The sequence below is a fragment of the Polaromonas hydrogenivorans genome, assembly GCF_040105105.1.
Lineage (GTDB): Bacteria > Pseudomonadota > Gammaproteobacteria > Burkholderiales > Burkholderiaceae_C > Polaromonas > Polaromonas hydrogenivorans.
Map to the genome: position 1 here is coordinate 3,018,751 of NZ_CP157675.1, position 19,709 is coordinate 3,038,459.

Annotated in this window: 16 protein-coding genes; 3 read left to right on the forward strand and 13 right to left on the reverse strand. The window is 62.5% G+C overall.

Annotation, left to right across the window (positions count from 1 at the left end; genetic code table 11):
• Positions 1 to 21 precede the first annotated feature (21 nt).
• From ABLV49_RS14560 to ABLV49_RS14605, 10 genes are all read right to left on the reverse strand, one after another.
• Positions 22 to 315, reverse strand: coding sequence for a heavy-metal-associated domain-containing protein (locus ABLV49_RS14560; RefSeq protein WP_349277475.1), 294 nt, complete (start codon positions 313 to 315; stop codon positions 22 to 24).
• Positions 316 to 365: 50 nt separating this feature from the next.
• Positions 366 to 1,034, reverse strand: a complete 669-nt coding sequence (locus ABLV49_RS14565; protein WP_349277477.1) for a methyltransferase family protein — start codon at positions 1,032 to 1,034, stop codon at positions 366 to 368.
• Positions 1,031 to 1,321, reverse strand: coding sequence for a DUF2933 domain-containing protein (locus ABLV49_RS14570; RefSeq protein WP_349277479.1), 291 nt, complete (start codon positions 1,319 to 1,321; stop codon positions 1,031 to 1,033). The genes ABLV49_RS14565 and ABLV49_RS14570 overlap by 4 nt, the downstream gene beginning before the upstream one ends.
• A 105-nt stretch (positions 1,322 to 1,426) precedes the next feature.
• Positions 1,427 to 1,687 carry a DUF5676 family membrane protein gene (locus ABLV49_RS14575; RefSeq protein WP_349277481.1) on the reverse strand — a complete coding sequence of 87 codons (261 nt, stop codon included), beginning with the start codon at positions 1,685 to 1,687 and terminating at the stop codon, positions 1,427 to 1,429.
• 13 nt (positions 1,688 to 1,700) lie between these two features.
• Positions 1,701 to 2,126, reverse strand: coding sequence for a hypothetical protein (locus ABLV49_RS14580; RefSeq protein WP_349277483.1), 426 nt, complete (start codon positions 2,124 to 2,126; stop codon positions 1,701 to 1,703).
• A 181-nt stretch (positions 2,127 to 2,307) separates the two neighbouring features.
• Positions 2,308 to 2,748 carry a hypothetical protein gene (locus tag ABLV49_RS14585; RefSeq protein ID WP_349277485.1) on the reverse strand — a complete coding sequence of 147 codons (441 nt, stop codon included), beginning with the start codon at positions 2,746 to 2,748 and terminating at the stop codon, positions 2,308 to 2,310.
• 183 nt (positions 2,749 to 2,931) lie between these two features.
• Complete coding sequence (locus ABLV49_RS14590) at positions 2,932 to 6,057, reverse strand: efflux RND transporter permease subunit (RefSeq protein WP_349277487.1); 3,126 nt, start codon at positions 6,055 to 6,057, stop codon at positions 2,932 to 2,934.
• Complete coding sequence (locus ABLV49_RS14595) at positions 6,054 to 7,694, reverse strand: efflux RND transporter periplasmic adaptor subunit (protein ID WP_349277489.1); 1,641 nt, start codon at positions 7,692 to 7,694, stop codon at positions 6,054 to 6,056. Before ABLV49_RS14595 ends, ABLV49_RS14590 begins: the two co-directional genes overlap by 4 nt.
• The gene (locus ABLV49_RS14600) at positions 7,691 to 8,977 is read right to left on the reverse strand and encodes a TolC family protein (RefSeq protein ID WP_349277491.1); all 1,287 of its coding nucleotides are present in this window, start codon (positions 8,975 to 8,977) and stop codon (positions 7,691 to 7,693) included. The genes ABLV49_RS14595 and ABLV49_RS14600 overlap by 4 nt, the downstream gene beginning before the upstream one ends.
• A 76-nt stretch (positions 8,978 to 9,053) precedes the next feature.
• Positions 9,054 to 9,452, reverse strand: coding sequence for a hypothetical protein (locus tag ABLV49_RS14605; protein WP_349277493.1), 399 nt, complete (start codon positions 9,450 to 9,452; stop codon positions 9,054 to 9,056).
• Between the two features lie 237 nt (positions 9,453 to 9,689).
• Here ABLV49_RS14605 and ABLV49_RS14610 point away from each other — a divergent pair, with 237 nt between their 5' ends.
• The 3 genes from ABLV49_RS14610 (at position 9,690) to ABLV49_RS14620 (ending at position 15,011) form a co-directional block, all read left to right on the forward strand.
• A complete protein-coding gene (locus ABLV49_RS14610) occupies positions 9,690 to 11,027 on the forward strand; it encodes a TAXI family TRAP transporter solute-binding subunit (RefSeq protein ID WP_349277495.1) in 1,338 nt (445 codons plus the stop codon).
• Positions 11,028 to 11,045: 18 nt separating this feature from the next.
• Positions 11,046 to 13,736 (forward strand): cation-translocating P-type ATPase, encoded by a 2,691-nt coding sequence (locus tag ABLV49_RS14615; protein WP_349277497.1) that lies wholly within the window; start codon positions 11,046 to 11,048, stop codon positions 13,734 to 13,736.
• 66 nt (positions 13,737 to 13,802) lie between these two features.
• Positions 13,803 to 15,011 (forward strand): M20 aminoacylase family protein, encoded by a 1,209-nt coding sequence (locus tag ABLV49_RS14620; protein ID WP_349277499.1) that lies wholly within the window; start codon positions 13,803 to 13,805, stop codon positions 15,009 to 15,011.
• Positions 15,012 to 15,014: 3 nt separating this feature from the next.
• Here the strand turns inward: ABLV49_RS14620 and ABLV49_RS14625 are convergent, their stop codons facing one another.
• From ABLV49_RS14625 to ettA, 3 genes are all read right to left on the reverse strand, one after another.
• A complete protein-coding gene (locus ABLV49_RS14625) occupies positions 15,015 to 17,363 on the reverse strand; it encodes a DUF1631 family protein (RefSeq protein WP_349277500.1) in 2,349 nt (782 codons plus the stop codon).
• 94 nt (positions 17,364 to 17,457) lie between these two features.
• Positions 17,458 to 18,000, reverse strand: a complete 543-nt coding sequence (locus ABLV49_RS14630) for a DUF1415 domain-containing protein (protein ID WP_349281733.1) — start codon at positions 17,998 to 18,000, stop codon at positions 17,458 to 17,460.
• A gap of 13 nt (positions 18,001 to 18,013) precedes the next feature.
• A complete protein-coding gene (gene ettA, locus ABLV49_RS14635; protein WP_349277501.1) occupies positions 18,014 to 19,675 on the reverse strand; it encodes an energy-dependent translational throttle protein EttA in 1,662 nt (553 codons plus the stop codon).
• Positions 19,676 to 19,709 lie beyond the last annotated feature (34 nt).

Sequence of the window (19,709 nt, forward strand, 5' to 3'; positions counted from 1 at the left end):
AGATCAGATATCTCATGGCAGTCAGCGGCAACCGCAACCCCCAGTGCCGCCGCTGTGGCAGCCCGAGGCTTTAGGCGGCGAGGTCGCGGAAGAAGTCGAAGAGCCTGTGGCCAGCTTCGCCGGGTAGCCCGCAGCAGCCAAGGCTGCCACGAGGGAATCGCCGCCTTGCGCCAGCTCACCGCTTACCCGGACACGGCCAGACGCAAGATCGACCTCCACACCGCTGACACCTGGCAGTGGTTGCAACGCCTGCGTGACGTGCTTGACGCATGAGCCGCAACTCATGCCCTCGACTTGCAGATCAATGATGTTCATGATTCAAACTCCTTAAAAAATTAAACGCATGTCGCCTGAAAAAGTCCAGGTCATCTTTTTGACACCGACTCAGCCGTCGACTGGGCCTTGCCGATGCGAGGAATAAACCGGGGCGTGCGCTGGGCGTAGCGCTCGAACGCTTCGCCAAACTGCGCACGCATTTCAGTCTCTTCAGTCAGAGCCAGGCGCCCGTACATGATCAGCAGAATCGGGAACATGACCAGGGTCAGCAGCGTCGGCCACTGCAACAGAAAGCCCAGCAGGATCAGGACAAAAGCCACGTACTGTGGATGCCGAATCACGGCATAAGGCCCGGTGGTCGCCAGCGCATGCTGGCGCTGGGCGTGGTACAGCACATTCCAGGCGCTGGACAGCAGGATGAACCCCCAGGCCAGAAAGATGTAGCTGGCAAGATGCAGGACACCAAAGTGAGGGTCACCTTTCTCGCCCAGCAAGGTTGACCACAGGTGACCGCTATCGTGGGACAGGATGTCCAGGCCCGGATACCTGGTCTGCAGCCATCCCGAGAGCAGGTAGATGGTCAACGGAAAGCCATACATCTCAACAAACAAGGCCACGACAAAAGCGGCAAAGGCCCCAAAGGTTCGCCAGTCCCGCGCCGTTGCCGGCTTGAAAAAACTGTAGGCAAACATGATGAAAACGGCCGAGTTGATGACAACCAGCAGCCACAGCCCGTAGGCCGGTTGGTCATGGGTCATGAGGGATCTCCCTGATTCGGTTGGGCTGGCTGCTCCGGTCCTGATTTTGTTTTGCCAGGGCCATGATGACGGCCATGCCCCCCATGGCCGTGATGCATGAACACATGCATCAGCGGGCATGCCAGAAGCAGCAGGTAGGGCAGCGCACCCAGGAAGTGGGCGCGGTGCTCGCTCAGCAAAAAGTATGCGGCGACGGCACCGAACACCACCAGACCCAGGCCGTACCTGGAGCGCCAAAATGGCGGCGCGTTAGTCTGGCCTGGCTGTACATCGTGGTCGTGGTTCATTTGGAAACCTCCTGGTCTGAACGGGCTAAAGCCTGCGCATCGGGCCGCCTTCAGCCCTGCAGAACGCCTTGCGGGATGGCTGTGCCTTCCCAAAGCGGGAGTTGGTCAACGCATCAATCGGTTGGACAACCAGGCAAAGAACACACCGGCAAAAAAGGCCCAGCTGCTCAGAACGAGGAGCGCCGTCAGGAACCCCGTCCACGCGAATGGGCGCAGCTGCACCATGGTGCTGAAGTCCATGCCATGGAACAGGTTGTTCATGAAGCCCAGAAACGGACCGGGCGCCAAGGCCCAGACCAGCGCGCACAGGGCATAGAACAGCCCGACGGTGATGGCCAGCGCGAGGCCAGTGCGAAGCGGTGTCATGGCATGGGCTCCTTCATTTGGCGGGTGCCGCCGGCATCCGGTCCATCATCATTTTCATCATGGCCTGCATCATTTCCATGCGCTTTTCCATCATCTGCTGGTGCGCGCCCATGTCGCCCGTCATTCCCGGCATGCCTTTCATGCCGCCCTTGCCAGCGCCGGACATGCCTTCCATCATGGCCATGCTGTCCTGCATGGTTTTCATGTGTTCGGCCATCAGCTGGCTGCGCTCTTGCGGGGTCTTGGCGTTCATCATCTTGTCGTGCATGCCCTGCATGGTCTTCATCTGCGCGTCCATTTTTGCCATCTGGTCGGGTGTGGCCATGCTGTTGGCAGACGCAGTGCCCATGGGCATCATCGTCGGCGCCGTGTTGCAGGCGGTCAATGCGATGGCGGCAGTCAGGGCAACGGCAAGGGGAATGAATCGAAAATGGGTCATGACAGACTCCTGGTCAGGTGGCGGAAAAATGGAATGCGGTGTGCTGTGGGTAAGCACCGACGCAGGTGTAATGCTCAAGTCTGCTTTTTTGCGCCTGGGCACAAAAGCAAATTGGATTGGAATATGGACGCAGACCGCAGACCGCAGAGCGCGAGGCTCAGGGTCAAACGTCGGAAGGCGGCTAAATGGCCAGTCGCGAGAAGCGAACGCGGATGGGCAGCCCAGGCGTGGCCGGCTGCTCGACATCCATTTGGCGAAGCGTTGGAATGACGGGTGCTACTCTGCTCCAGAGAACCAGAACGAGGAGCGCTGGACCTGGATCAATCTGGGCAACCGTCAAGTCCAGCTTGGGGAAAGAGCGTGATCCATCGTCGCAAACTTTCAGGCACGGTGCCTTGAAGTGCAACTCATCAACGCCATCGGCAACGGCCCCGGCGTGACCGGGCAATATCACGGATGCGTGCGCAGCTTCGGAAGATGCGGCTGTCGCGATGTGGGAGTGCGTTTGACGCGCTTCCAGCAAACAGGCGTTGGCGACCCCTGAAGCCAGGGCAAACAGCCACACCAGCAACACCATGAATGCGGTGTTGCGTTTGGCTCGGGTGTTGGAAAAAAGCTTCATGGCGGTTGAGATCACAGAGATTTCATCGTACGCGCATAGGGCAACGAATAATTGATTCACGTCAATAAACGCGGCATCACATAACAAGCTGGACAAGCAAACACCGAGCCCATCAGCCCGATCAAGCCCAAGCCATGCTTAAACCACTGCACGGCGTCGCCTCCAGAAGCTGCCCGATGTGCGCTAAGTTTCTCGCGGCCTGCGCATCAGGAGGTACACCGCCGGAATCACGAACATCGACAGCAGCGGCGCCGTGATCATGCCGCCCACCATGGGCGCGGCGATTCGCTGCATGACCTCGGAGCCCGTCCCGGTTCCCCACATGATGGGAAAGAGGCCGGCCAGGATCACGGCCACTGTCATCGCCTTGGGACGCACGCGCAACACCGCGCCTTCACGGATGGCATCGAGCAGGTCGGCAGCGCTGGTTTTCCCCTGCGCGAGCCTGTCGTCCCAGGCAGACCTCAGGTACAGCAGCATGATCACGCCGAATTCAGCCGAAACACCGGCCAGGGCAATGAACCCAACCGCCCCGGCAATGGAGAGGTTGTAGCCCAGCAGGTAAAGCAGCCAGATGCCGCCCACCAGCGCAAACGGCAGCGTGGCCATGATCAGCAAAGCTTCGTCGAAGCGCTTGAAGGTCAAATACAGCAACACGAAGATGATGAGCAGCGTAAACGGCACCACCACCTTGAGCCTGGCCGTGGCGCGTTCCAGGAACTCGAACTGGCCGGACCAGGAGATGGAATACCCGGGCGGCAGCTTGACCTTTTCGGCCACGGCTTTCTGCATGTCCTGCACGGCCGAGCGCAGATCGCGGCCCCGGATGTCCACATAGACCCATCCCGACAGACGGGCGTTTTCGCTGCGCAGCATGGGCGGGCCATCGGTGATGCGGATGTCGGCCACGTCCGAGAGCACCAGGCGCTGACCGCGTTCGGTCACGATGGGCAGGCTGCGCAGCTTTTCCAGGGAATCGCGCAGTTCACGCGGGTAGCGCAGGTTGATGGGAAAGCGCTGCAGGCCCTCGACGGTTTCGCCAATGTTCTCGCCGCCTACCGCCGAGCTGATGACCGACTGCACGTCAGCGATGTTCAGGCCAAAGCTGGCTGCTGCGTCACGCCGGATGTTCACGTCCACGTAGCGTCCGCCGGTCAGGCGCTCGGCCAGCGCGCTGCTGACGCCCGAAACATCCTTCAGCGCCCGCTCGATCTCGCCGGTGAGACGGTCGATGGTCGCCAAATCGGTGCCCGCCACCTTGACGCCCACCGGGCTCTTGATGCCGGTGGCCAGCATGTCGATGCGATTGCGGATAGGCGGCACCCAGATGTTGGACAAGCCCGGAACTTTCACGATGCGGTCGAGCTCTTCCACCAGCTTGTCCTGGGTCATGCCCGGGCGCCACTGCTCGCGCGGCTTGAACTGGATGGTGGTTTCGAACATCTCCATCGGCGCGGGGTCGGTTGCGGTCTCGGCGCGCCCGGCTTTGCCGTAAACAGTGGCGACTTCAGGCACGGTCTTGATCAGCCGGTCGGTCTGCTGCAGCAACTCGCCCGCCTTGCCAGCCGACAGGCCCGGCAACGCAGACGGCATGTAAAGCAAATCGCCCTCGTCAAGCCGGGGCATGAACTCGCCGCCGATATGCTGCAGCGGCCACAGGCTGATGACCAGCACGATGGCAGAGGCCAGCAGCGTGAGTTTTGGCGCGCGCAGAACCCCCTCCAGCATGGGCCGGTAGACCGCGATCAGCAAGCGGTTCAGGGGATTGGCCCGCTCATCGGGAATCCGGCCCCTGATGAGGTAACCCATCAGCACCGGAATCAGGGTGACCGACAGTCCGGCCGCAGCCGCCATGGCATAGGTCTTGGTAAAGGCCAGTGGCGAGAACATCCGGCCTTCCTGGGCTTCAAGGGTGAACACCGGGACAAACGACAAGGTGATGATGAGCAGCGAAAAGAACAGCGCCGGCCCCACTTCAGCCGCCGCGTCGCCGATAACCCGCCAGCGCGCCTCGCCCTGCAACGTTTTGTCGGGATGGTCGTGGCCCCACTGCTCCAGGTGTTTGTGGGCGTTTTCGATCATGACCACGGCGGCATCGACCATGGCGCCAATGGCAATGGCAATGCCACCGAGCGACATGATGTTCGCGTTCACCCCCTGGTAGCGCATCACAATGAAGGCGATCAGAATGCCGATCGGCAGCGAAATGATGGCCACGAATGCCGAGCGCAAGTGGAACAAAAAGATAAAGCACACCACCGCCACGACAAGGAATTCTTCCAGCAGCTTGTAGGCGAGGTTGTCCACGGCGCGCTTGATCAGCCCGGAGCGGTCGTAGACCGGCACGATTTCCACGCCCTTGGGCAGGCTGGACTGCAATGATGCGAGCTTGGCTTTCACGGCTGCAATCGTTTCGAGCGCATTCTTGCCCGAACGCATGATGATCACCCCGCCGGTGGCTTCGCCCTCACCGTCCAGTTCACCAATGCCGCGGCGCATTTCCGGGCCGATCTGGATACGCGCCACGTCGCCCAGGCGCACCGAGACGCCGTTGGGGGTCGTCATCAAAGGCACTGCGCGGAAATCGTCGAGCGATTGCAGATAACCCGAGGCCCGCACCATGTACTCGGCCTCCCCCAATTCGAGCACCGAGCCACCGGCCTCCTGGTTGGCCTTCTGGATGGCCTCGACCACCCGGGTGTGCGGGATGGCATAGGCGGCCAGCTTGTCCGGATCGAGCACGATCTGGTACTGGCGCACCATGCCGCCTATGGAGGCGACCTCGGCGACGTTGGGAACGGTTTTGAGCTCGTACTTGAGAAACCAGTCCTGCAGCGCGCGCAGCTGCGAAGCATCCTGCGTGCCGCTGCGGTCGATCAGGGCGTATTGGTAAATCCAGCCCACGCCTGTCGCGTCCGGCCCCAGCGAGGCTTTTGCAGCCGCCGGCAGGCGTGATTGCACCTGGTTAAGGTACTCCAGCACCCGCGAGCGTGCCCAGTACAGGTCGGTGCCGTCCTCGAACAGCACGTAGACAAACGAGTCACCAAAGAACGAGTAGCCGCGCACCGTCCTGGCGCCCGGCACCGAGAGCATGGTCGTGGTCAACGGGTAAGTGACCTGGTTCTCGACAATGCGAGGTGCCTGGCCGGGGTAGCTGGTGCGGATGATGACCTGCACGTCGGACAGGTCAGGCAGCGCATCCAGGGGTGTCCTGAGCACCGAGTACACGCCCCAGGCGCTGATCATCAAGCTGGCCAGCAGCACCAGAAAGCGGTTGGCGATGGACCATCGGATCAGACCGGCGATCACCTCTTGCTCCCTGACGCTGCAGGCGCGGCGCCTGGTGCGGAGGCCAGAGGCGTGACCCGTGTTAGTTGAGGCAGCCCGTCCGCACCCATATAAAACTCAAAGCTCACCCGGTCGCCGGCTTGCAGGTTACGCGGAAGCTCCTTGAGAGGTGGCTGCTTGAAATCCATGGTCATGGCGCCCCACTTCAGTGAGGGGATTGGCCCATGCGACAGTGTGATCTCGTCTTTGCCGATGGCTTCGACCGTGGCCTCGCCTTCATGGCGCGGTGCAGTCGTGGCAGCTGCCGGCTTGGGCACTTCATTCAACCGGGCTTCAACCCCCTTGAGGCTGGCCTCGGAATCAATCAGGAACTGTGAAGACACCACGACGCGCTGGCCGGCCTGCAGACCGCGCTTGATTTCAGTCTGTCCGCCGGCCTCAATCCCGGATTCCACCTCAACCGGCCGAAAGCGTCCATTTTCCTCGGCCAGCATGACGACCGTGCGCTTGCCGGTCTGGATGACGGCCTCGGTGGGAACCAGCAAGGCCTTTTCGGCGCGCATGTCCATGAACTGCATGGATACGAACATGCCAGGCACCAGACGTGCGCCCGGGTTGGCCAGCTCAAGCCGGGCCTTGAGCGTGCGCGTCGCGGGGTTCACCTCGGGCAAGACAGCCTGGACCTTGCCGTCGAAGGTCATGCCAGGCGCTGCCGGGCTGCGCGCCTGGACTGTCGCCCCTGGCCGCAGCAATGCGGACTGGCTTTCGGGCACCTCCGCGTTAGCCCAGACGGTGGACAGCCCGTTGATGCGAAACAGGGTCGTGCCGGCCATCACCGTCATTCCTTCGCGGGCCAGCAGTTCCACCACCACACCACCAATCGGCGCTGTCAGCGTGATGCGGGTCTGTGTTTTTCCGGTCGCTTCCACCTGGCGAATCTGCGCGTCGCTCATGCCCGCCTGGCGCATGCGCTGGCGGGCGCCGTCCACCAGTGACGCCAGGTCACGGCCCTGCATGCGTTTGATGGCCAAAAACTCTTCCTGGGCTGCCACCCAGTCCGGCACATAAAGATCTACCAGCGGCTGACCCTTCGCTACCCGGTCCAGCGTGGCCCGCACATGCAGGCGCTCGACATAACCGGTTGCCCGGGCCTGAATGATGGCTTGGTCTCGCTCGTTGAACGCGATGCTGCCTACAGCGGAAACCTGCGGCGACAGCGTGCCCTCGGTCACCATCGCGGTACGCACGCCCAGATTTTGTTGAATGCGCGGGCTGACGGTGACCTTACCTTGATCGGCGTCGCCATTCGCATAGACCGGCACCAGCATCATGTCCATGAAAGGCGACTTGGCCGGCTTGTCGAACTTGCTGCCTGGCACCATGGGGTCGTGGTAGTAAAGAATTTTGCTGCCGGTGATCGGATCGGTGTCCCCCGCCTTGAGGCCTGCGGCGATATGGCGGCGGCTCGCCTCTTCACCTTCGGCGACGCTCTGAGGGCCGGGCGTTGGCGCTGTGGTTAGGCTTGGCGGTGCGTCACCGGGCGTGGCGACTGCCGCCATGCTGCTGCCGTTTTTCATGCCCAGCGTGTACAGGCCGTAACCGGCGGCGCCCAGCACGCCCGCAGCAAGCAGCGCGGCAATGAGAAATTTCCTGTTCATGGCTGCTCCCTGGCGATGGTTGCCCTGCCGTGATCGGGAATCAGGAAATTGAGTTGTGCCCAGGAGCGCGCCGTTTCCATCTCCAGGCTCAAGGCCTGCATGCGGACTTCAATTTCGTCGCGGCGTGCTGACAGCCCGGCAGCCAGGTCGCTTTTGCCGATGCGATAGGCTGTGAGCGTCGCCTCGGAGCGCTGTCGGGCGGTGGGGATCAACTCGTCACGGTACCGGACCAGCCGATCCTTGCCCGTCTGCCATTCGTTGAGCAGGACGCGTACCTCGGCTTCGTTCTTGCGCAGCATGTCCTCGTACCTGGCCCTGGCTTCGTCAACCATGGCCAGCTTGGCGCCCAACTCACGGTTCTGGCGGTTTTTCTGGTCCCACTGCAAGGGGATGGATACGCCGATGGAAAGCATGTTGGAGAAGGCTGGGCCGCGCTGGGCGTAGCTCGCCTCCACGCTGATGTCGGCCTTCTTGTCAGCCTGGGCAAGCCGGGCCTCGGTTTCGGCCGCCTCAATTTCGGCGCTGATGACCAACAGTTCGGGATGCCGCTCGAGGTGTTCGTTCAGAACGTCATCGTGCAACGGCGTGCTTTGCCATTGTGGTGTTCCTGCAAGCGGTCGTTCAGCATCGGCCGCGCCCACCCACCGGGCCAGCATCAAGGAAGCGCTGCGCGACTGGCGATCAATCTGGCTCAACCGGTCTTGCAGCGCGATGACTGCGGCGCGGGCTGCGAACACGTCAGCCTGGCTGCCCCGGTTGGTGCGAAAGGCGCTGTCGGCGGCTTGAACCTGCAGTCGGGTTTCCTCAATTTGCTGCTGCAACAATTCACGCTGGGCTTGCGCGTAATAGCGATCCAGCCAGGCCAGCGCCGTGCCCTGCTGCACGTTGGCCAGCGTCAGTTGCCGCTGCGCCTGCACCCGCTGGGCGTCGCGTTCAAACTTTTCCGCCCTGAGCTGGCGTTTCTCAAGGCGCGGAATCTCCTGCATGACGCCAATGCGGCGCATGGTCATGAAGTCACGCGTGAGGCTGAGACGGTCCGGGCCATTGGCCGGCAGGTTGTCAATGCCAAGCTTGAGCACGGGGTCGGGCAACTGGCCGGCAGCCACGCCCTGCTCGCGGGCGGCGGTGGTGAGCGCGTCCTGGGCAAGCAGTTGCCGGGAACGGCCCACCGCAATGCGCTGCGCCTCCACCAGGGTCAACGGGTCAGTTGCCCAGGACGGGAACCCCATGGCAACCAGCAGGGCGGCAACGGCGGCCCGGTAAATCGGAAACGGAATTGACATAAAACCTCCAGAGCACAAGTAACGACCTGCCGATGCACGGGAAATGCATCGGGCAGGAGCCAGGTGGTCTGAAAGGTTAAAGGCGGAAACAACAGTTGCTGATGGTCACGGGCGGTGCCGTGGTGCGCATCAGATGGGGCGCCTGCAGTGGCGCTCCCGACAACACCGGAACCATGGCCGGCAATGTGAAATCGGCAGGCTGGGCGCCGATGGCTACGGGGGGCGGCAACTCGTACCTGTCGGCAGTTTGCTGACCCGCCTGGCAGTGCGCCTGACACAAATTGGGCTGCACTTCGTCCCTGTTCAGCGTCATGGATTCGGCACAGGGCATGCCCGCCTCAGCCATCGCAGCTACGCCAGCAGCTTTTGATGCAGCACCCGAACAAATGTAGCCAGCCACCGCCAGCTGCATGAACAGCAGGCTGATCAGCGCGAACAGTGCTGTCGTCAAGCGGGTGCGGCGGTTCGAGGGCATGGGTTGAAATTAGAAGGTGGACAATAAAGCAGGCGGCGCGAACATCAAGTTTAGTGGGACTGCAATCAATAGGCTGATTTGCTTTTGTCCAGCTTCAATGGAAAAAGTTCAACGCGACTTTAATTGCTATATTTTTGATAGCTACATGCGCTTATGCATAAAGCGCAATCGGCATTTTTGATACCTATTTAATGCCTTAGCCTGATCCGGTGCTGTAGCCCATGCTAAGGTGGCTGCATGAGCAAAACCATCCGTTACACCCTGCTGTCGCTGCGCGATTTGGCGGTTTCCGCCGGCCCCTTCATTGTGCTGGCCGTCACCCTGCTGACGCTGGCCTACTGGTGGCTGGACCCGAACCCGCCCAAGCGCGTGACGCTGGCCACCGGCCCGGCGCAAAGCGCCTATGAGGAGTTCGGCAAGCGCTACGCAAAAATCCTGGCCCAGGATGGCATCGAGGTCGTGCTGCTTGCGTCGCAAGGCTCGGCCGACAATTTTCAGCTGCTGCGCGAAGGCAAGGCCGACCTGGGATTTGTCCAGGGCGGCACCCGTGAAGCCCGGCCCGAAGACGAAGCCATGCTGGAGTCGCTGGGCAGCCTGTTTGTCGAGCCGGTGTGGCTTTTTTACCGCAAGGACGTTCTGCCGAAATCCACCGGCGCTTCGCTCGATGCGCTGACCCAGCTGCAGGGCTTGCGCGTGAACATCGGCACCGCCGGAAGCGGCATTCCCAGCCTGATGAACAAGCTGCTGGCCAGCAACAACATCGATGCGTCCAGCCTCAAGCTCTCCGAGCTGGAGCAGACGCCCGCCACCGTTGCCTTTCTGGAAGGCCGGCTTGATGCCATCGTGTTTGCGTCCGCGCCCGAATCGCTGATGGTGCAGATGCTGCTGCAGACCCCGGGCGTCGGGCTGATGGATTTTCCGCAAAGCGAAGCGTATTCGCGGCGCTTTGCCTTTCTGAGCCCGGTCGTGCTGCCGCGCGGCGTGGTCGATCTGGCGGGCAACATTCCAGCGCAGGATGTGCGGCTGGTGGCACCGACCACGGCGCTGATCGACCGCAAGGAAACCCATCCGGCCCTGCTGCAGCTGTTTGTGCAGGCGGGCAAGCAGATTCATGGTGGCGCCGGCTGGTTCAGGCGCGCGCGCGACTATCCCAACCTGGCGAACAACGAATTGCCGATTGCCGCCGAGGCCGAGCGTAGCATCCACAACGACAAGCCTTTCCTGCAGCGCTACCTGCCCTTCTGGGTCGCCAACCTGGTTGAACGCATGTGGCTGGTGATGGGCATTATTTTGGCGATCATGCTGCCGCTGTCGCGCATCGTGCCGCCGCTGTACGAGTTTCGGGTGCGCTCGCGCATTTTCCGCTGGTACGGCCAGCTCAGGGAGATTGAAAACCGGGTTGACAGCGCCGACGACCAGCACGCGCTGCTTGAAGAGCTGAGCAGCCTGGAACGCCGTGCCGAAAAAATCAGCGTGCCGCTGTCTTACGCCAGCGAGCTGTATGCGCTGCGCAACAACATTCAGCTGGTGCGCAGGAAACTGCAGGGCCGGCAAAAATTTTCCAACGCACCGTAAGTAGTCAATGGGCTGCACATGACCTCAACGACCCAGGCAGTTGCCAACGAAACCGCGCCGCCATGGCATGCCCTGGCGGCCGAACAGGTGCTGGCGCAACTGGCGTGCGACCCGGCATCGGGACTGAGCGCTGCGGAGGTCGCCCGGCGGCGCGCGCAGGGCGGCGCCAACACCCTGCCCGAGCCGCCGCGCCGCTCTGCGCTGCTCATCATCGCGCGCCAGTTCCAGAGCCCGCTGATCTACATCCTGTTTGCAGCGGCGATGCTGGCGGTGGCGCTGTCGCATTACGGCGATGCGGTGGTGATCCTGCTGGTGGTGCTGGCCAATGCGCTGATAGGCGCCTTCCAGGAGGGCCGCGCCGAGCGCTCCATGGCCTCGCTCAGGCAACTGTCGGCGCTGCGTGTGCGCGTGCTGCGCGGCGGCCAGGAAGCGTCGGTCGAGGCGCGTGAGCTGGTGGCCGGCGATGTGCTGCTGCTGGCGGCAGGCGACGCGATTGGCGCCGATGCACGGCTGATCGAGCAAGCCCAGCTGCAGGTCGCCGAAGCGGCGCTGACCGGCGAGTCGGTTCCGGTCAGCAAGGCGACGCTGGCCCTGCCGGAAGCAACCGGCCTGGCCGACCGCCACAACATGGTGTTTTCGGGCACCCATGCCACCGCCGGGCGCGCCCGGGCGGTGGTGGTGGCGATTGGCAGCCAGACGGAAGTCGGCCGCATTGCCGGGCTGACCGAAACCGCGACCGAACCCAAGACCCCGCTGGAGCAGCGCATCGAGCAGTTTGGCCGCTGGCTGGTGGTGGCGGCGCTGGGGCTGTTTGTCACGGTGGTCGTGCTGGGCCTGTACCGCGACCTGCCGCTGGCCGAGGTGCTGATGGTGGCCATCAGCCAGATGGTGTCGATGGTGCCCGAAGGCCTGCCGGTGGCCATGACCATCGCGCTGGCCGTGGGCATGCAGCGCATGGCCGCGCGCGGCGCCATCATCCGCCGCCTGTCGGCGGTCGAGACGCTGGGCTCGACCACCGTGATCTGCACCGACAAGACCGGCACCCTGACGCGCAACGAAATGACCGTCAGCCAGCTCTGGCTGCCCGGCGGCATCACAGTAGCCGTCAGCGGCATCGGCTACGCGCCCGAGGGCCGGCTGAACGCTGACCATGCGGGCACCCTGCCGCTGCTGCAGGCCGCCGTGCTGTGCAACGACGCGCAACTGCTGCCGCCCGGAGAAGCCCGCGCCCAATGGTCGGTGCTGGGCGACCCGACCGAAGGCGCGCTGATCGTGCTGGCGGCCAAGGCCGGGATTGACCTGGAACAGTTGACCCGCGACGCGCCGCGCGAAGTCGAGCTGCCTTTTGACTCCGACACCAAGATGATGGCCACGCGCCACCGCTTTGCCGATGCGCCGCGCCGGGTGTTCATCAAGGGCGCGCCCGAAGCGCTGCTCTGCCTGTGCGCCACCAGCGATGCCGCAGTGGTCCAGGCGGCGCGCACGGCCGCCGAAGCCATGGCCGGTCGCGCGCTGCGCGTGCTGGCATTTGCCGTGGTGGACGACGACCCGCTGGACGCCGGCACGGGCTTTTGCGCCCTGGCAGGACGCGTGCGCCTGCTCGGCCTGGTCGGCCAGATCGACCCGCCGCGCGAAGAGGTCAAGGCCGCCGTCGCCGAATGCCGGGCCGCCGGCATCCGGCCGGTCATGGTGACGGGCGACCACAAGCTGACCGGGCTGGCGATTGCGCGCGAACTCGGCATTGCCCGCGAAGGCGACCGCGCGGTCGATGGCGCCGAACTGGAGCGCATGGGCGAGGCCGATCTGCGCAACGACCTGGACCGCATCGCCGTTTTTGCGCGCGTGCATCCGGCGCAAAAACTGCGCATCGTCGAGGCCCTGCAGGCGCGCGGCGAGGTGGTCGCCATGACCGGCGACGGCGTTAACGACGCACCCGCGCTGGCGCGCGCCGATGTCGGCATCGCCATGGGCATCACCGGCACCGAGGTCGCCAAGAGCGCGGCCAAGATCATCGTCACCGACGACAATTTTTCGACCATCGTCGGCGCGGTCGAGCAGGGGCGCGTGGTCTATGGCAACCTGAAAAAAGTGATCCTGTACCTGTTCGCCACTTCGATGGCCGCGGTGCTGGTGCTGATACTGGCCCTGCTGGGCGGCTACCCGCTGCCGCTGGTGGCGGTGCAGATCCTGTGGATCAACATCGTCACCGAGGGCACGCTGACCGTGAACCTGGTGATGGACCCGCCCGATGGCGACGAGATGAGGCGCGCACCAGTGCCACGCGATGACCCGTTGCTCGGGCACGAGATGCTGGCGCGCGTGGCGCTGATGACGCCGCTGATTGCCGGGATCACCTTTGGCTGGTTCTGGTGGCGGCTCGGGCAAGAGGTGCCGATCGGGCTGGTGCGCACCGAAACCTTCACGCTGCTGGCGATGTGCGCGTGGTTCAACGTGCTGAACTGCCAGTCGGCCAGCCGCTCGGCGCTGGCGCTGGGCGTGCTGAAGAACCCCTGGCTGCTGGGCGGCCTGGGGCTGAGCCTGCTGCTGCAGGCACTGGTGCTGTATGCGCCGCCCATGAACACCCTGTTTCATACCGTGCCGCTGGCGCCCGCCTCGCTGCTGCCGCTGGCAGCGCTGGCCAGCAGCGTGCTGTGGGCTGAAGAGCTGCGCAAGCTCATCGCGCGCTTGGCGCGCGGGCGTGCGCCATGACGCTTCAAGCATGTACTCTTCTTCGTTGCAAGCCTGGCTTCAAACTCATTTTTAAAGGTGCCCAACGTGAAAATTATTGACTCCCTCGCCTCCGGGGCCGCAGAAATAGCCATCGTTCGCCGCGACATTCATGCCCATCCCGAACTGTGCTTTGAGGAACTGCGCACGGCCGACGTGGTGGCCCGGAAGTTGATCAGCTGGGGCATTCCGGTTCACCGGGACATGGGCACCACCGGCGTGGTCGGCATCGTGCATGGGCGCGACGGCGGTGCCTGCGGGCGCGGCGTCGGCCTGCGCGCCGACATGGACGCCCTGCCCATGCAGGAATTCAACACCTTCGCCCATGCGAGCCAGCATGCGGGCAAGATGCACGCCTGCGGCCATGACGGCCACACCGCCATGCTGCTGGCCGCCGCGCAGCATTTGTCAACGCACCGCGACTTCGACGGCACGGTGTACCTGATCTTCCAGCCGGCCGAGGAAGGCGGCGGCGGCGCCCGGGAGATGATCAGGGACGGCCTGTTTGAAAAGTTTCCCATGGAGGCGGTTTTTGGCATGCACAACTGGCCGGGCGGCGCGGTCGGCATGTTCGCCGTCAGCGCCGGGCCGGTCATGGCCTCCAGCAACGAATTCAGGATCGTCATCCGTGGCAAGGGTAGCCATGCGGCCATGCCGAACATGGGCATCGACCCGGTTCCGGCCGCCTGCCAGATGGTGCTGGCCTTTCAGACCATCATCAGCCGGAACAAAAAACCGCTGGACACCGGCGTCATCTCGGTCACGATGATTCATGCCGGCGAAGCCACCAACGTGGTGCCTGACTCGTGTGAACTCCAGGGAACCGTGCGCACCTTCAGCACCGGGGTGCTGGACCTGATCGAGCAGCGCATGAAAGCGATTGCCGAACACACCTGCGCGGCTTTCGAGGCGCAGTGCGAATTCGAGTTTTCGCGCAACTATCCCCCGACCATCAACTCGGTAGCCGAAGCTGACTTTGCACGGCAGGTCATGGTGGACATCGTCGGGGCGGACAAGGTGCTGGCCCAGGAGCCCACCATGGGCGCCGAAGATTTTTCCTACATGCTGCAGGCCAAGCCGGGCGCGTACTGCTTCATCGCCAACGGCGAAGGCGACCATCGGGAAATGGGTCACGGCGGCGGGCCCTGCACGCTGCACAACCCGAGCTATGACTTCAATGACGAGCTGATTCCCCTGGGCGGCACTTACTGGGTGCAACTGGCCAGCCGCTGGCTGAACACGCCCGCCAGGGCTTGATGCTTAACCGCCCTTGCGCTGCACGCTGTTTTGCATGGCGGTGCGGGCCACACTGTCGAGTGCGCCTTCAAATACGCCCTGCTGGCTGATCACCTTGACCAGGTTCAGCTTCAGCAGATGGCGCAGCACATGGGACGTCATCGAATGCTTGCGCCCTCCTTCGCTGGTGAACATGAACAAGGTGCTGCGCGGGCTGACCCATGTCAATTGCGCACGCAGCCATTGCATGTCCACGAGCAAGTCAACCCAGTCGCCCAGATTCAGGTCAATGCTCTCGCCCAGCCCAGCCAGTCCGGATATGGCGGCACTGACGCTGTCCTGCGGCTCAAGCATGTCGTTCCTGGGTTCTCCCACCACGGACGGACCATCCCAGTCCTCCATGAAACCTGAATGCTGGGCCTCGGAAGGCGCCATCCACAGCGGCGCGACATCCTGGTCTTCAGCTTCGGCAAACATTTTCTCCAGCACATGGGTCTTTTTGGGCAAGTCCGCAGGCACTTCAGGCCGGGCCTTGAGTGCAACCCGGTGCACAGCCATGAGTTGATCAAAAAATGGGCGGGATTGTTCAACGGGGAAATCGATGGATGCCAGCCCCTGCCTGAGCGACTGGAGCATGTCCGGGATCATTTTAAGAAGCCGCTTTTGATGGCTTGCGACCGGCCCGATATCAAGACTCCAGAGTACATCGCCCAGCGTCAGGCTGAATACGGCCTGGCTGGTGCCAAATGTTTCACTCTGGCCAGCCAGCCGTTCCCGCGCCATGACCTGCGCCCAGGGGCCGGTGAGGAAGGCAGTGATGATGCGGTTGCCCTCGACGAAATCGGGGCGCGCCCTGATTTCGCCCGCAATTTTTGCAGCCATCAGGTTACGCTGCTCCGCCTGCAGCAAAGCCTGTACCGCCAGACGCTGGGCCTGGCGGTGTTCCGGGGTATTGCGGTTCTGACTGCGCTCAAAGTCCTGAAGCAACTCGGCAAAATGCTGGGCATCGCTGACCTGGCTCTGCGCAAGCAAGGTAGCAACCTTCTGCAGGTTCTGCATGAATTCTGAAAAACCGGGGGCGTTCTCGCTGGCATACCCCAGGCTGGCACTGGTGACGGTTTCCAGCAGTCTTCTGGCAGGATGGGTTTTGTCGCTGAAAAACCGGGGGTCGGTCACCGCCAGACGCAAAAAGGCCGGCTCGACGCTGGCAATGACCTGCCTGACCGGCGTCAAGAGCCGCTCGTCATGGGCCATCTGCTCAATCATCAGTCCAACCACTTCAATGGCCAGTGACTGGCCCAGGGTTTTGGCGTCTGTCTTGAGGCGCGCGCGTAATTGCGCGACAGGCGGCGAGGGAGCCGGCCGCGTCAGTTTTGTCCTGGCCGAAACCAGTCCCTTCTCTTCAAGTTCAGTCAGAACGTCAAGCGCGGCGGGCACGGTATGCGAAAAATCCTGATGCACAAACTCTTCGGTTCCGAAATCCGAAAACGAAGTGGGTTCATGGGAAGAATTTTCATAATCCCCCACCAGCAGATGGTGCAGGTGGTCGAGCGTGAGCAATGGCTTGCGACTGGCTTGCGCCGTTTCATTTTCAACAACTTCAGGCTTGCCATACCCTGTATTGGCCGGTTCAGGAAAATCTGGGGACGCCTGGAATCCCTCCAGCCTTCCGGTCGGCCAAGCTCTTCCAATCCTGCCTTGAGGTGCACCGACGACGCCGTAGGCGGCCGGCTCAATGCCCTGGCCGGCCAGGAAATCATTCAGCAACACATACAGCGCCTGCAGCTCTTCGCCCATGATCCCGGCGCCATCGAGCAGCCAGCAGGCACGCGTCTGGCTGGAAACGGGAAGTGACTGCAACAACTGAATCAAGGCCAGGGTGATGACTTCGGGACGCAGTGGGTTGCTGTCGCCCTTGACCACCAAAAATCCCTGCGCAGTACTCAGGCGCGCGGAAAAACCGGCCAGCCCTGATTCGCAAGCCAGCCTGACGAGTTGCTGCAGGCGCGCGCTTTCCACGGCTTCCTGGACCTGGTTGTCACCCATCAGCTCCAGTTCGTCAAAGCTCACGGATGACAGCGAACGCCGGGGATTGAGCGATTTTCTGACCGTGCCGGCAGCGGCATCATCGGCAATGGCCTTTTTCAATTTTGCTGAAAACCCTTGCTCAAGCATGAGCCGGTTCTTCTTGAGCACTGCGATGGCAGACTGCATCTGATGCCGTTCCGCAGGCTCATGAACGGCCAGGGAGCGCTCGTACATCGCACTCACAAGTTTTGAAGACCAGCGGTCAATCAGGAAGGCCGACTGCCTGAGTACCTCGTCAACACACGACTGGAAGGCCGCAGTCGGAGCCTGTGATGAAGTCGTCATGACGTTTGGTACCCCCCTTTAAGCGAAATTTGCAATAACACAACAAGACAAGCGGACCGAAGGCAAAACCCTGTTTCACCCGGTACGGTCCGGCTCAAGAATGCAGGCCCAGATCCTGCCAGCCGGAATGCCCCAGCTTTTCCAGTGTCTTGATATTCTCTTCAAAAATGGCTTCCGCTTCCGGAAAAGCCTGCACCGCGCGGTCTATGCTTTCCTCGCGCAGCAAATGAAGCATAGCAAATGGCGCACGATTGGTGTAATTGCTGATGTCGTCTGGCTCGGTGCCGTCAAACTGGAATTTCGGATGAAAACTTGCCAGTTGCACCACGCCTTCGAGCGCATGCTCGTCCAGCACGCCTTCGGCGATTTCCAGGAAGTCATTGAAGTCCAGGAAATCATCAAAGAGCGTCGGATGGATCAGCAGCGTCGTGTCGATTTCCTCCGCCGGCGTGGCCACCAGCAGGTCAAGCTCGCGGTCCAGCTCTTCCAGCAGGTCGTCGGCATGGCGGGCCTGGCTGACCACCAGGCGAACCTGATTCTTGACGTAAACCGCCTTGGCAAACGGGCACAGGTTCAGGCCGATCACGGCTTTTTCAAGCCAGTGACGGGTCTGCTTCAGGACATCCTCGTCGGTCATGCTCACGCTCGGATTACTTCAGGTTCTTGAAGCGCATGCGCTTGGGCTTGGCGCCCTCTTCGCCCAGACGCTTCTTCTTGTCGGCTTCGTATTCCTGGTAGTTGCCGTCAAAGAAGGTCCACTGGCTGTCGCCCTCGGCCGCCAGGATGTGCGTGGCAATGCGGTCCAGGAACCAGCGGTCATGGCTGATGACCATGAGGGAGCCGGCGAATTCGAGCAGCGCGTCTTCCAGCGCGCGCAGGGTTTCCACATCCAGGTCGTTCGATGGTTCATCGAGCATCAGCACATTGCCGCCGGCAATCAGGGTCTTGGCCAGGTGCAGGCGCCCGCGTTCGCCGCCCGACAGCGTGCCGACACGCTTTTGCTGGTCGCCGCCGTTGAAGTTGAAGCGCCCGCAATAGGCGCGGCTGGGCATCTGGAACTTGCCGACATTGAGGATGTCCAGGCCGCCCGAAACGTCTTCCCAGACGGTTTTTTCATTCGTCAGGTCATCGCGGTGCTGGTCAACGAAGGCCATGCGGACGGTCGAGCCGATCACCACTTCGCCGCTGTCGGGCTGCTCCTTGCCGGCGATCAGCTTGAACAGCGTCGATTTACCGGCGCCGTTGGGGCCGATGATGCCGACGATGGCGCCCGCCGGAACGGTGAAGCTCAGGTTGTCGATCAGCACGCGGTCACCAAACGACTTGGTGACGTTGTGGAACTCGATCACCTGGCTGCCCAGGCGCTCGGCCACCGGAATGAAAATTTCGTTGGTTTCAACGCGTTTCTGGTATTCGAAATCGGACAGTTCCTCAAAGCGTGCCAGCCGGGACTTGCTCTTGGCCTGGCGCGCCTTGGGGTTCTGGCGCGACCATTCGAGTTCCTTTTTCAGGGCCTTGGCGCGGGCTTCCTCGCCTTTTTGCTCCAGCGCCAGGCGGTCGCCCTTCTGGCTCAGCCAGGAGCTGTAGTTGCCCTTCCAGGGAATGCCGTGGCCACGGTCAAGCTCCAGAATCCATTCGGCGGCGTTGTCCAGGAAGTAGCGGTCATGGGTAATGGCGACGACAGTGCCGGGGTAGCGCTGCAGGAACTGCTCCAGCCAGTCCACCGATTCAGCATCCAGGTGATTGGTGGGTTCGTCGAGCAGCAGCATGTCGGGCTTGGACAGCAGCATGCTGCACAGGGCGACGCGGCGCTTTTCACCGCCCGAGAGCAAACCGATCTTGGCATCCCAGGGCGGCAGGCGCAGCGCGTCGGCGGCGATTTCAAGCTGGTGCTCGGAGTCGGTGCCCGCCGTGGCGATGATGGCCTCCAGCCGGGCCTGTTCGGTCGCCAGCGCGTCGAAGTCGGCATCGGGTTCGCCGTAGGCGACGTACACCGCTTCAAGCTGGGCCTTGGCCGTGAACACCGCGCCCATGCTGGCTTCAACGCTTTCGCGCACCGTGTGTTCCGGGTCAAGCTTGGGTTCCTGCGGCAGGTAGCCGATGTTCAGGCCCGGCATCGGTGTGGCTTCGCCTTCAATATCCTTGTCCAGCCCGGCCATGATCTTGAGCAGGGTGGATTTTCCGGAGCCGTTGACGCCCAGCACGCCAATCTTGGCGCCCGGGAAAAAACTCAGGGAAACGTCCTTGAGAATCTGTCGTTTGGGCGGCACGATTTTGCCGACCTTGTTCATGGTGAATACGTACTGAGCCATCAGATCACTTTGGTAAATAAAAACAGGTAAAAAT

Coding starts and splice junctions, on each gene's coding strand:
- ABLV49_RS14560 (WP_349277475.1), bottom strand. CDS start 315: ATGAACATCATTGATCTGCAAGTCGAGGGCATGAGTTGCGGCTCATGC.
- ABLV49_RS14565 (WP_349277477.1), bottom strand. CDS start 1,034: ATGACCCATGACCAACCGGCCTACGGGCTGTGGCTGCTGGTTGTCATC.
- ABLV49_RS14570 (WP_349277479.1), bottom strand. CDS start 1,321: ATGAACCACGACCACGATGTACAGCCAGGCCAGACTAACGCGCCGCCA.
- ABLV49_RS14575 (WP_349277481.1), bottom strand. CDS start 1,687: ATGACACCGCTTCGCACTGGCCTCGCGCTGGCCATCACCGTCGGGCTG.
- ABLV49_RS14580 (WP_349277483.1), bottom strand. CDS start 2,126: ATGACCCATTTTCGATTCATTCCCCTTGCCGTTGCCCTGACTGCCGCC.
- ABLV49_RS14585 (WP_349277485.1), bottom strand. CDS start 2,748: ATGAAGCTTTTTTCCAACACCCGAGCCAAACGCAACACCGCATTCATG.
- ABLV49_RS14595 (WP_349277489.1), bottom strand. CDS start 7,694: ATGAACAGGAAATTTCTCATTGCCGCGCTGCTTGCTGCGGGCGTGCTG.
- ABLV49_RS14600 (WP_349277491.1), bottom strand. CDS start 8,977: ATGTCAATTCCGTTTCCGATTTACCGGGCCGCCGTTGCCGCCCTGCTG.
- ABLV49_RS14605 (WP_349277493.1), bottom strand. CDS start 9,452: ATGCCCTCGAACCGCCGCACCCGCTTGACGACAGCACTGTTCGCGCTG.
- ABLV49_RS14610 (WP_349277495.1), top strand. CDS start 9,690: ATGAGCAAAACCATCCGTTACACCCTGCTGTCGCTGCGCGATTTGGCG.
- ABLV49_RS14615 (WP_349277497.1), top strand. CDS start 11,046: ATGACCTCAACGACCCAGGCAGTTGCCAACGAAACCGCGCCGCCATGG.
- ABLV49_RS14625 (WP_349277500.1), bottom strand. CDS start 17,363: ATGACGACTTCATCACAGGCTCCGACTGCGGCCTTCCAGTCGTGTGTT.
- ABLV49_RS14630 (WP_349281733.1), bottom strand. CDS start 18,000: ATGACCGACGAGGATGTCCTGAAGCAGACCCGTCACTGGCTTGAAAAA.
- ettA (WP_349277501.1), bottom strand. CDS start 19,675: ATGGCTCAGTACGTATTCACCATGAACAAGGTCGGCAAAATCGTGCCG.